11 protein-coding genes are annotated in these 11,947 nt (G+C 67.5%); 3 read left to right on the top strand and 8 right to left on the bottom strand.

The window, feature by feature from the left end; all coding sequences use genetic code 11:
* Positions 1-27: 27 nt before the first annotated feature.
* Complete coding sequence (gene besD / locus P2L57_RS07165; RefSeq protein WP_275810042.1) at positions 28-825, top strand: L-lysine 4-chlorinase BesD; 798 nt, start codon at positions 28-30, stop codon at positions 823-825.
* Positions 822-1,592: a 4-chloro-allylglycine synthase BesC gene (besC, locus tag P2L57_RS07160; RefSeq protein ID WP_275810039.1), complete on the top strand. Its 771-nt coding sequence runs from the start codon at positions 822-824 to the stop codon at positions 1,590-1,592. Before besD ends, besC begins: the two co-directional genes overlap by 4 nt.
* Before the next feature lie 79 nt (positions 1,593-1,671).
* Here besC and P2L57_RS07155 read toward each other — a convergent pair whose 3' ends face one another.
* The 4 genes from P2L57_RS07155 to P2L57_RS07140 all read right to left on the bottom strand — a co-directional run bounded on the left by P2L57_RS07155 (position 1,672) and on the right by P2L57_RS07140 (position 7,288).
* Positions 1,672-3,198 (bottom strand): class I tRNA ligase family protein, encoded by a 1,527-nt coding sequence (locus P2L57_RS07155; protein ID WP_275810036.1) that lies wholly within the window; start codon positions 3,196-3,198, stop codon positions 1,672-1,674.
* On the bottom strand, positions 3,167-5,140 hold the full coding sequence (locus P2L57_RS07150; RefSeq protein WP_275810033.1) for an AfsR/SARP family transcriptional regulator: 1,974 nt from the start codon (positions 5,138-5,140) through the stop codon (positions 3,167-3,169). Before P2L57_RS07150 ends, P2L57_RS07155 begins: the two co-directional genes overlap by 32 nt.
* 319 nt (positions 5,141-5,459) lie before the next feature.
* Positions 5,460-6,470, bottom strand: coding sequence for a DMT family transporter (locus P2L57_RS07145; protein ID WP_275810030.1), 1,011 nt, complete (start codon positions 6,468-6,470; stop codon positions 5,460-5,462).
* Between the two features lie 65 nt (positions 6,471-6,535).
* Positions 6,536-7,288 (bottom strand): thioesterase II family protein, encoded by a 753-nt coding sequence (locus P2L57_RS07140; protein ID WP_275810027.1) that lies wholly within the window; start codon positions 7,286-7,288, stop codon positions 6,536-6,538.
* A 148-nt stretch (positions 7,289-7,436) separates the two neighbouring features.
* Here P2L57_RS07140 and P2L57_RS07135 point away from each other — a divergent pair, with 148 nt between their 5' ends.
* Complete coding sequence (locus tag P2L57_RS07135) at positions 7,437-7,940, top strand: Lrp/AsnC family transcriptional regulator (protein ID WP_275810024.1); 504 nt, start codon at positions 7,437-7,439, stop codon at positions 7,938-7,940.
* A gap of 7 nt (positions 7,941-7,947) precedes the next feature.
* Here the strand turns inward: P2L57_RS07135 and P2L57_RS07130 are convergent, their stop codons facing one another.
* From P2L57_RS07130 to P2L57_RS07115, 4 genes are all read right to left on the bottom strand, one after another.
* Positions 7,948-8,799, bottom strand: a complete 852-nt coding sequence (locus tag P2L57_RS07130; protein WP_275810021.1) for an alpha/beta fold hydrolase — start codon at positions 8,797-8,799, stop codon at positions 7,948-7,950.
* Positions 8,789-10,054 (bottom strand): aminotransferase class I/II-fold pyridoxal phosphate-dependent enzyme, encoded by a 1,266-nt coding sequence (locus P2L57_RS07125; protein WP_275810018.1) that lies wholly within the window; start codon positions 10,052-10,054, stop codon positions 8,789-8,791. The genes P2L57_RS07130 and P2L57_RS07125 overlap by 11 nt, the downstream gene beginning before the upstream one ends.
* Before the next feature lie 198 nt (positions 10,055-10,252).
* Positions 10,253-10,480 (bottom strand): phosphopantetheine-binding protein, encoded by a 228-nt coding sequence (locus tag P2L57_RS07120; RefSeq protein ID WP_275810015.1) that lies wholly within the window; start codon positions 10,478-10,480, stop codon positions 10,253-10,255.
* A gap of 53 nt (positions 10,481-10,533) precedes the next feature.
* The gene (locus tag P2L57_RS07115; protein ID WP_275810012.1) at positions 10,534-11,472 is read right to left on the bottom strand and encodes a chlorinating enzyme; all 939 of its coding nucleotides are present in this window, start codon (positions 11,470-11,472) and stop codon (positions 10,534-10,536) included.
* Positions 11,473-11,947 lie beyond the last annotated feature (475 nt).

The raw sequence follows: 11,947 nt of genomic DNA, 5'->3' as shown, positions 1-11,947 counted from the left end.
AGCGTACACGCGAGAACGGAGAGCACCATGGGCACCAGCGGGCCGGAACTCGAAGACGTCTGCGTCCGTCCGGCAAGCCGCCAACTCCGCCGGATGTCAGAGCACTTCCATCGGTACGGCATGGTCACCGTCACGGACCTCGTCGGCGAGGCGACCCGAGTGCGGGTCCGTGAGGAGACGGATCGCCTTCTCGGCTCCCATGCGGAACGCAGGGATCTGCGGCTTGCCACCACCGGCTTCACCCGCCGGTCGATGTCCGTCGTACCGAGTGAGGTGATCCGGGACAACAGCGGTCTCATCGCAGGGCTCTACCCCAACCCCGGCCTGGTCCAGCCCCTCGAGGACATCGCGGGCGAGAAACTGTACCCGTGCCCCAAAAGCGATGAAAAATTCCTGATTACCCGCCAGGAACGTCGCGGGGACACCCATGGATGGCACTGGGGTGACTTCAGCTACGCCCTGATCTGGGTTGTCCAGGCGCCCCCCATCGACGTCGGTGGCCTGCTGCAGTGCGTACCCCACACCTCATGGGACAAGTTGTCGCCCCAAATCAACCTGTATCTCGCGGAAAATCCCATCCACACCTATCACTTCGCCTCCGGCGACGTCTATTTCCTGCGCACCGACACCACGCTGCACCGCACCGTCCCGCTCCGTGAAGACGCGACACGGATCATCCTGAACATGACGTGGGCGGGGGCGCGCGATCTGGGCCGCGACATCACCGCGGACGACCGCTGGTGGGACGATGCCGGCGTCTCGGCGGCGAGCGCCATCGAAGAGTGGCGACCGGCCGACAACCACGAAGCGAGAGAAGCGACATGACCGAGACAAACGCCCTGCACCCCGCCACCGCCGCGTGGGACCACTTCGACAACGTCGAAACCGGCGTCCGGCGACGTATCGCCGTGGCGGACCCGTCGGTCAAGGCCTACCTCGACGGGCTGCTCGTCCGCATCTCCGAGCACCGCGCCGTCGAGCACCCGCTCCTGAACGTCTACCGCACCACGCCGTTCGACCCTCGGCAGGAGCGCCTGTTCTACAGCGAGTGCCACTACTTCTTCCGCCATCTCCCCTTCTACATCACGGGAATGGCAATGATGACCCGCGACGAGATGATTCTGCGGGAGATCGTCCTCAACGTGGCCGACGAGATCGGTACGGACCCGACACATTCCACGCTCTTCGCCGGCTTCCTCGCCCGCCTAGGCATCGACCAGGAGCATCTCGACCGGTACGAGCCGCTGGAGGTCACCCAGCAGCTGAACGACGGAATCCGGCGTCTGTACACCGAGTCGTCGATCTACACGGCTCTCGGCGCACTCTACGCCGACGAGACGATGTCCTCCATCATGGTCTCCAAGATCAACGACGGTCTGCACAACCAGGGGTACGACGAGAAGACGCGCCACTTCTGGAAGCTGCACGTCGACGTCGAGGTGGGACACAGCAACTCCGTCTTCAACGCGATCGCGCCCTACGTCGGATCGGCCACCACCCGACAGGAGTTCGAAGAGGGCTCCTCCGAGTTCCTGGAACTAGTGGAGCGGTACTGGGACGGGGTGCAGCAACTCGTGGGCGTCACCACCTGACCGGGGCGGGCACGCGCGACGCCGAGGCGCGCGCGTGCCTCCTTCGTGGAGGCCGCCCGCCTCGGCGTCGACGGACCGGTCAGATGCTCTCCCAGGCGCTGTTCAACGCCGCCTGGTCGAACGGGGTCTCCACGCCGGCGAGTACGTGGGCGAGGGCCGCATAACACACCGCGTCCGCCTCCCCTAGGCCCTCGGCCTTGGCCAGGGTCTTCTGTAGCCGGTACATCTGGGTGAAGGCCTGCTTGAGGTCCTGCCGGCCCAGCAGGCCCTTGATCTGGCCGGCGGCCTTGGACACCTCGCCGGAGCGCTCCTGGCCGTCGGCCGGCTCGCGCGCGCTGACGGTCGCGTGAACCGCCAGGAAGCGCTCGCACGGCTCGATGTGCTGCGGCTTGACCGACAGCATGTCCAACGGAGCGGCGCTGACGAGCAGCGCGAGGCGCAGCACCTCCTCCGAGGTCGCGGGGTCCGTGCCCTTGGCCAGCTGGGCGTTGCCCACCACGACGACCTCGGGGGCGGTCTTGACCACGGGTGCGATATCCGGTTCGGCCAGCAGCAGACGCAGGGCCAGCAGATCGTCCTCGACCCGGGTGGACGGGGTGACGACCGTCAGCTCGGCGGAACGGACGTGCTCCTCCACCACGCTCAGAACGGGCGAGAGGCACAGTCGCACCGGCTCGCCGGACGCGTCGTCGCGCGCTACCGTCCGCCGGCGCTGGTCCCACGGCACCTCGACGCCGCCGTCGGAGCCGACCGAGGCGACCCGGAAGGTGCCCATCCCGGAATCGGTGTACTCCTCGACCAGCCCCCGCTCCGCGACAGCGGCGAAGTACACGGTCTTGGCCTCGTCGAATGGCAGTCCCTCGGCGGCGGGGCCGACCCGGTAGGCGTGACCCGACTTGATGTACGGGGGCTTCACCCAGTCGACCGGCGCGCCGTCGTGGCCCTTCGGCGCGAGCGAGAACCGGACGGGAAGACCGACCTTGCGGCTGAACTCCAGGTCGGGCAGGTTGTGTCCGGGGTTGAGGAGGACCGCTCCCGTCCCGAATTCGGGCTTCACCCAGTCGCCGACCCAGATCGGGAGGAGGTCCCCGGTGAGCGGGTGGCGGCAGAAGCGTCCGGTGAACGAGGCGTGCTCACCCGGGCCGAGGCCGGTGCTCAGCGGATGCCCCGGGTGGACGGCAACGGCACAGGAACTGGGCAACCCCGTCCAGTCGGTGACAAAGGTCCTCAAGGAGGCGGGCTCGTCACCGCCGGCTCGCGCCTCGGCCTCGAGCGGGAACTCGAAGATAGCGCCGACGGAGCGGCGGACCAGCTTGCGGTGCCGGGACACCATCGACTGGAGCCAGGCCCCGTCGCCGTCACCCGCGACGCGATCGCGGGCGGCACGGGTGGGGACATAGCGCACCTCGCCGCCGTCGCCGATCAGGGTCGCCGCTTCGGCGAGCAGCGTCACGGCCTGACGGGAACCTGTGGCATCCGTGGCGACCGTCGCACTCTTACCCTCGATCACCCGCAACCGCCGCAGATAGGAACCCAGGGCCTCGCTGCGGAGGTTCGACTCGGGGGATTCCGGATCACGAAGGACCAGGACGATTGTGCTCCTCACTCATGGCTCCAATGCACTGAGACGGTTTGATACTTTTGCCGGAGAAAAGGCGGTTGGCCGCGTCGAGCTCAGAGACACGGCAGGCTTTCGAAGCGACCGGTAGGCCCACGGCCAAACCGTGGGCGGATTCGGTTCGCAGTCCACGAGGGGTTCGGCACCGGGGGGTGTTCTGCCCTAAGTCGGCCGCCGTTTCGGCCGCGAGCTGGCCGGCGTACGCGTGGAGCAGTTCGTGGATCACATAACGCCCCGGGCTCGACGTGGCGAGCAGATGGGCATCGACGAGCGATTCGAGCAGGGTGTCCGCCTGGGCCAGGGAGATCCTGGCGAGCCCGGCGACGTTGCGCGTCTCGATGTGGTCGCCCGGCATCTGGCCGAGCAGCCGGAAGATACGTTGCTGACCCCGGCTCAGTCCTGCGTAGGACTGACGGAACACCTCGATCAGGCCGCCGTCCTCCGCCTCCAGAGTGGCCAGCCGCTGTCTTCCCCTGGCCAGGCGAGAGGCGAGGTAGGCGACGGACCAGGAAGCGCGGTGGCGCAGTTTGGCGGCGGCCAGCCGAATCGCCAGTGGCAAACGTCCGCACACGTCGACGACGGTGTCCACTGCTTCGCGCTCCTCCGCCACGCGATTATCCCCGACCATCCTGCAGAACAGATCCCGGCCTTCCGCGGACGTCATCTCCCGGAGCGTGAGATGGCAGGTGGCGATGAGGTCGGTGAGCCGCGTACGGCTCGTCACGATGGTCAGGCAGCTAGGCACCCCGGGCAGCAGCGGGAGGATCTGCTGGGTGTCGGCCACGTTGTCGAGCAGGATCAGCGTGCGGCGGTCGGCGAGGAGCCGACGCCAGGTGGCAGAGCGCTCCTCCAGGCCCTCCGGCATGTCGCTCGGTGGAAATCCGAGCCCTGCCAGCAGCGTGCCCAGAGCCATCCCGGGATCCAGCGGCCGGCCGTCCGCGGCGCAGGCACCCATGTCGACGAACAGCTGCGCGTCCGGGTACAGCGGCGTGAACTCGTGTGCGGCATGCACCGACAGCGTCGTCTTGCCGATGCCGGCCATGCCGTCGATCGCCAGGACCGCGGGAGCGGCGGAGGGCGGGCGGCCGCCTTCCGCGTAGCTCCGGGCCACGTCGCTGAGAACCTTCATTTCACGGGACCGGCCGGTGAAATGAACGGCAGAGATCGGCAGGCTGTTGCACCTCAGAACGGGAGCGCTGCGAGCCGATGGCCGGCCTTCGCTCTGCAGAATACGGCGGTGCAGCTCCTGTAATTCCACGCCCGGGTTGACACCCAACTCGTCCTTGAGAATCCGGCGGGTCTCCTCATAAACGGTGAGAGCACGCGCCTGTGCACCGGAACGGTAAAGCGCCAGCATCAGCTGGGCCACGAGGCGTTCCCGCAGCCGATTCTCCGCCACCCACGCGGAGAGGTCGCCGACGACGGATTCGTGATTGCCTTGGGCCAGTTCCAGTTCGACCCGCTCCTCCATGGCGGCGAGCCGCATTTCCTCCAGTCCGGCTATCTGCGCGCGCAGGGCCGGGCTTTCGAGTCCAGCCAGCGCGGGACCGCGCCAGAGGAGTAGTGCGGCGCGGAACTCCTCCAGAGCTTCCGCGAGGCGTCCTTCGTTCCGGTGTTCGCGTGCCCGGGCGACCCGTTCGGTGAACACGCGGGCGTCCAGGCACCAGCCATCGACTGCCAGGCGGTAGCCGTCCCCGGACAGCGTGAGCCGCTCGGCGATCTCCGGATGGATCTTGCGAAGGTCGGATGCGACGTTGCGGATCTGCTTGGCGGCGGTGACGGGCGCCCGGTGTTCCCACACGGTGTCCATCAGGCGGTTGAGCGAAACCGATTCACCGTGCGCGAGGAGGAGCGCGCCGAGGACCGTCTGACGCTTTCTTCCGGACAACCCCAGGCGTTCTTGGCCACACCACATCTCGAGCAGGCCCAAGACACGACACTCCAACACTGGCCCCCATGCTTCCAAAACCATGATGACTCGTTCCAGGGATTGCGACGTTCCATTTTTCAGGATTCCCAGGGTCAGGGCTGCGAAATTCGGACAACCCCCGTGCGCACGAAGTAATTGCGCCAAGCGCATCCGCGACGAACATCGGCTTCCAGGATTGACCGAAACTCGTCGCCCGGTTCTGCCTTGGCCCGGCCGGTCGGGCGAAGGGCCGGTGTGCCCCGCTTCGACGGGGGATTACCAGCGGGCACACCGGCCCGGTCTCTTCTCCGGCGGCTCCGCGCACACCGGTTCCGGCCTGTCAACTCCCTTCGGCCTCGGTTACCACCGCATCCCGCACCTGGGGAGCGACAGTGCTGCCCTGTCCCCGGGCGACGGCCGGCTCCCCGTCGCTCTCCTTCCGGGCGGCGGGCTTTGCGGCTCCGCGTGCGCTGACCACGGCGAGGAAGGCACCGCCCAGCATGATCAGGGCCGCGCCGCCCTGGGCCCAGGTGAAGGACTCCCCGAGGAAGATGAAGGAGAACAGGGTGCTGAACAGCGGGACGGCGAACATCATCACCGAGGCGGTGGAGGCACCGAGGTCCCGGATACCGCGGACGTACAGCAGGTAGGCGATGGCGGTCGGGCCGATCGCGAGATGGACGGCGTTGACCCAGAAGCCGCCCGACAGGTCGCCCCACTGGACGCTGCCGAACTTCGGTACGGCCATCACCGCGAGTGCCAGGGAGCCGGCGACGGTCGAGTACATCACCGCCTGCACGGGGTCCATGCCGACCACCAACTTACGGTTGAGCAGGGTGTAGACGGACCACACGGCGGCACCGACGAGGAAGATGGTGTCGCCCATGAGCCGGTCGGAGCCGCCCCCGCCGTGGGCGGTGGTGGCGACGAAGAACAGCGCCGCGCCTCCGACGCCGACCGCCAGGCCGATGATGCGCACGGGCCGCGCCGACTCGCGGCCGCCCAGGATGAGGGCGAGGGACGTGATGACCGGGGTGAGCGCGGGGAAGATCACCCCGCCGTCGCTCGCTGGGGCCATGGTGACACCCCAGAAGAAGAGCGCGTTGTAGCCGAAGACGCCGACTATCCCGGCCACGCAGGCACCTAAGACGGCCTTGAGCGGTGGGGTCTGCTGCGGTCGCCGGAAGAAGGTTATGAGCAGCAGGACGATGGCACCGCCGCCGAACCGGAACAGGGCCGCGACCTCATGCGGGACATGCTCCACCGCGTACTTCGACGAAGGGAAGGCGCTCCCCCACAGCACCATGGTGAACAGGAGCCATCCGTAAGCTCCGAAGGCTTTGGTCTTCATGTCGCATCACGCTCGTTCGTCTTCTCGAATCCAGTGGCCGGCGCGGCGGCCGTACCGTAGGGCCGTCAGCCACCGTGCAGGGCCTCGGCGATGGCGGCATGCACCCGCGGGGCATGCTCGAAGATGGCGAAGTGGTCGCCCTCCAGCTGGTGCAGGGTGAACTTCTCGGTCGTCTGCTCTTCCCAGGCCGTCAGTTGGGCCACGGTGGCCCTCGGGTCATCGGTCGCGGCGAAGGCGGTGATGGGGATGTCCAGGGGCGGTTCCGGCGTGTACCGGTATGCCTCGCTGACCGCGAAGTCGGCGATGAGTAGCGGATGGAGCATCCGCAGCATGGCCGGGTCGTTCAGCACCCATTCGGGGGTGCCGCCGTGGTGGCGCAGTATCTCCGCCAACTCCTCAATGGTCAGCTCCTCCAGCCGTGAGGGGCGCTCCCCGACTTGGGGGGCGCGGCGCCCGGCGACGAAGAGGTGGACCGGCTGCGAGGCGCCGATCCGCCGCAGCTGCCGGCACAGTTCGAACGCGCAGATCGCTCCGGTGCTGTGCCCCATGACGGCGTACGGTTTCTCGACGACCGCGGCGACGTCCTCGGCGAGCGCAGCCACCAGCGGGCCCACCTCGCTCAGCGGGGTCTCCTGCCTGCGCGTCTCGCGGCCCGGTGGCTGGATGGGGGACAGACCGATCCAGTCCGGCAGATCCGCGCCCCAGGCCCGGTAGGAAGAAGCTCCCGCGCCCGAGTGCGGCAGGCACAGCAGCCGGATGTCTGCCTGCTCGGCGGCGCCGAAAGGCAACCAGGGAGTCTTGCTGCGCTGCGTGCTCATGGTCCTCCTTCTGCGTCGTGGGATGCGGGTCGAGGGCGGCCGTGCAGACCTTGGAGACGAGGCCCGTGACTCCTGGCAGTAACGGATCTTGGCAGCTCTTTCAGGGATTCTCCACCAATTCCGAAACTTCTGCGGTAGTTTCGCAGGCATGCCGAATTTTGATGAGATCAATCGTGCCTTGCTGCTCGAGCTCCAGAAGAATGCTCGCCGCTCCAACCGGGAGCTGGCGCGCACCCTCGGCATCGCCGACTCCACGTGCCTTGAGCGGGTCAAGAACCTGCAGCAGAACGAGGTGATCCTCGGATATAACGCCGAGGTGAACCTGGACGCACTCGGACGTGGTCTGAAGGCGATGATCGCGGTGCGGATCCAGCCGAAGAGCCGGCACGCCGTGGAGTCCTTCCGGGAGTTCGTGCTCGGCCTCGACGAGGTCCTGGACGTGTTCGTGGTGTCGGGAAGCAACGACTTCCAAGTGCTGGTGGCCGTCCAGGACCCGCAGCACCTGGAAGACTTCGTGCTGGACCGCATCGCGCAGTTTCCGTCGGTGGCCGACCTGCACGCCTCGCTCGTCTACGAGCACCTGCAACGACGGCCGGTGGAGATCCTCGCGCCCAAGGCGAAGCGACGCCGCCCCGCCCGGCCGTGGAACTGACCGGCGGTCAGCGCGCCAACGGGCCGGCCTCCCGGCGGACCGCCCCGTGCATGAACGCGGCCATCGCTCCGGCCGCCCCGGCCGAGTCGGTGAACAGCGCGTAGTGGCCGCCCGTCGGGATTACGGACAGCTTCGCTCCCGCGACCAGCTCGGCGGCCCGCCGCGCATGGCGGTGGCTCACCATCTCGTCGTCCTCTCGGGCGATGAACTGGGATGGGACCGCCAACTGCGCGCAGGCCGCGGCCGGGTCGTAGTCGCACGTCGCGTGGATGCCGAACGCAAACCGGGTCAGCGCCTCGACATCCTGCCGGTAGGGACGCGTGAGCATGCGCGTCAGCTCCTCGTCGGGAACGCCGAGCACGGCCGACTCGTTGCCCCGCGGCCGTACCACGTCGTGGTAGAAGCCGGCGCGGTCGCTGTCCGCGGAGATCTTCGCGCACATGTCGAAGACAGCGTTGCCGAGCCGGGCACCGGGAGTTCCGGTGAACAGCAGGGCGCCGTCGACTGAGGTGAAGGACAGGGCGCGCTCGGCCAGCGCGCAAGTGGCGAACAAAGCGATCGAGGCGCCGGTGCACCAGCCGACCACATGGGCGCGGGTGATACCGAGCGCCTCCAGGACGGCCAGGGCGTCGGCGGTGTGGTCGTCCAGCGTCACCCGGGCCGGGCCTTCGGCCCCGGGGCTGCCGCGCAACTCCCAGGTGATCAGGTTGAGTCCGTGCGCCCGGAACTGTTCCCCCAGGCCCGCGAGCAGAGCGTTCTCCATCCCGACGGCGTTGGCGAAGAGCACGGCTGGCTCGTCATCGCCGAAGACGGCGGCGTGGAGCGTGACCTCACCGCTGCGGACGGTCTCAGTGCGCACCGCGCATCTCCTCAAGAGCCTCGGCGAGCCTGCGGATCCCCTCGGCGATGACCGACTCGTCCGGGCTCAGGCTCAGCCGCACGCAGCGGGTCGCGTGCTCCGCCAGGAAGAGTGAGTTGAACGGTGGCACGAAGAAGTGACGGCCCGGAACGATGAAGACCTTCTTGCGCTTGAGTGCCTCGTACATCGCGAGGTCGTCGAACCAGTCGTGATCGATCCACAGCCAGCAGAACATCCCGCCCTCGGTTGCGTGCAGGCGCCAGTCGACCGTGTCGGGCAGGAGTTCGTGCAGCAGCTTCTCGGCGACCTGGCGCTTGCGCCGGTAGTACGGCTTGATCACTTCGCTGGTGAGCGTGTCGATCACGCCCGTGTTCAGCGCCTGTTCGGCCGTCGCCTGGATCAACTGCGGGGGATGCAGGTAGGAGTTGGCGGTGAAGGACAGCATGGCGTCGATCGCGGCCTGCGGGCCGATCGCGAAGCCGAGCCGCTCGCCGGGCAGGCCCGCCTTGGACAGCGTGAAGCAGTTGATGACGTGGGAGTGGAGCGGCGGGTCCACGGAGTCCTCGGCGACCCCGGGAAACGGATCGCCGTAGGCGTGGTCCAGGAACAGCGGTACGTTCCGCTCCTCGGCGATCTCGATCAGACCGGCCAGGGCGTCCGCCGGGATGCTCCGGCCCGTGGGGTTGCCCGGACTGGACAGCAGCATCATTCCCATGGAGGGTTCCCGGCCCACCGCTTCGAGGTCGAAGGTGTAGCGGAAGAGGCGGCCCTCCTGGAGCTCCACGCCGGGGGCGACACCGACGATGCCGCCCTCGTCCAGGCTCAGCCCCTGGTATCCGGTGTAGTCCGGGACGGACGGCAGCACCAGGCGCCTGGGACCGTCGGCGTAGGGGCCGGTGAAGATCGTGGTCGCCATGAACGCCAGCATCTGGCAGCCGGCGCCGACCAGGACGTTCTGGGCCGTGATGTCCCAGTCGTAGCGGCGGTTGAAATAGCGAACGATAGCGTCGACGAGTCCGTCGGAGCCGCGCGAGGGGCCGTAGCGGCCGCTGGCTTCCGCGAAGCGCTGCGCCAACGACTCCTGCTGCAGTCGGAGCCAGGTGCCGGTCACCTCCGGGATATGCGCCGGGTTGCCCGGACTCAGGTTGAGCCAGGTCCCGCCGGAGGGGTCGGAGGCAGCCAGAGCGATGTCCTCCATGATGCTGCGGATGCCCGACAGACCGCCCATCTTCGCGCCCCGTGGGGAGAGTTCCACCGGCAGAGTCCTTCCGTTGAGAGGACGCGTCGTTCCCGTGCGTCATCGTGCTGTTGCGTGTGGAGCGGGGCCATGACCCGCGCGCCGGGGGAACACCGGTACCGTCCGGTGTTTTTCCCCCGGCGTGTCCGACCGGCTGTCGTGGTCCGTCCCGGACCCGTCAGCGGGCGCGCGAGGGCGCCGTAGGGTGGTGCGACGTCACGACACCGTGGCCCGGGACTCCAGGTGGGCCGAGATGCTCCTGATCGTGGAGTGCCGGAACAGCTCGTCCATCGGCACTTCGATGCCCAGCTCCTTGGCGATCGCCGCCTGGATCTCCGCCATGACGAGCGAGTGTCCGCCGAGGGCGAAGAAGTCGTCGTCGTCGGAGATATTGTCCAGCTTGAGGGCGTCTTCCCAGATCTTGTTGATCTTCTGCTCAATCACGCTGTGTCCTCTCTGTCATTGCCGACCGGATTACCGCGCCGGGCACAGGCGCATCAGTGGGTGTTCTTGACGGCGAACGGCTCGCCGTGGACGTTGGTCGTGCGGAGCCGGTTGTGACCGTAGGTGTCACGGCCCGAGACCAGAACGGCGCCGTAGTCCTTGAGGTCGAAGTCCTGACCGTGCGCGGTGTAGGAATCCTGGTTCGGGTACACACGGACGTGCGTCGGCACATAGCGCGAGGTGATCGCGAACCGGGTCTCGCGCTCGGTGATGTTGGGCAGCGAGCCGTGCACGCAGGAAGCGGTGAAGATGAGGGCCTCGCCCGGCTGCATCTCCACCTCCGCGACATCCTCGGGGCGCGGCTCCCAGTTCGGGTCCACGGCGAAGTCGGAGAAGTCGTAGCCGTAGAAGCCGGTTTCTTTGGTGAACGTGGTCACGTGGTCCGCCGCGTAGTGTGCTTCTCGGCCACGGACCGGTGACTTGCTCTCGTCGAAGATGCGCTCCCGGTGGGAGCCGCGCACGAACTTCATGCACCCGGTGCGCTTGGTCGCCGGGGTGAAGGTCGTCCACACCGTGATGTCGATGTACGCGTTCCAGTCCGTTGCCGTCGGCAGCAGCTGGGGCTTCCCGGTGGCGTAGCTGTAGTCGCGGACCTGGTGCCACTCGGTGCCCCGGGAGCCGGGGAACTTGGCGAAGAATTCGGTGCGCCAGGACAGCACGTCCGGCCCGAAGATCGCGTTCAGGTACTTGAGGATCGTGGGGTGCGTGACGTGCTGCGACAGCTCCGGGATGTCCAAGTGCCGGTCGTAGTTCATGCTGTTCTTGAACACCGAGTGGGTGGTGTCCTGGTTCTTGACGCGGACCTCGCGCAGCATCTCGGCGGCCTCGTCGGGCTCGTAGAGCTTGACAGGGCCGATGAAACCATCCTGCATGAACCGTGTGATGTCGTCCTTGATGTCCTCGGGGACGATCGCGTCGCCGGCAATCGCCATACCCGAGCCTGTGGGCCCGATCTGAGTCCCAGTCATCGTGAGGTCACGTCCTTTCAAGGATTCCTGAACTCGTCGAAGTCGTCCCGTCACACCGGCCCATCACAGTCCCGGAAGTACGGAAAACCGATGCGCCATCGTGGACTCGACCAGGAATACAGGAACTTGTGGTGCCTTCCGTGGAGCATCCTCGATGGCGCTGTCCTCGCGAGGTCCTCGCCCTGTCCTCGCGACATTCCCGGCGCTCACGCAGGCAGCGACACGAACAGATTTCAGTCGACGGTGGCGGGGAAATGCGGGTTGACAGCCCGTCGGCCACCGTCGATGCTGACGGCGTTCGTGAGGGGCCGGAACCAGCATCGCCGAACTGCGCACCGCAATGTGGCGGACCGACCACAACGGCCCATCGAGACGATTTCGCAATGGCTTCGGGAGATCCGGGGTTTGTTCACTCACCGGTCGACGAAAGGTCTTACGG

The sequence above is a fragment of the Streptantibioticus ferralitis genome (genome assembly GCF_029223525.1).
Taxonomy (GTDB): Bacteria; Actinomycetota; Actinomycetes; order Streptomycetales; family Streptomycetaceae; genus Streptantibioticus_A; species Streptantibioticus_A ferralitis.
Note: the sequence above shows the minus strand (reverse complement) of the source record. Positions and strands in the feature narration are given on the sequence as shown.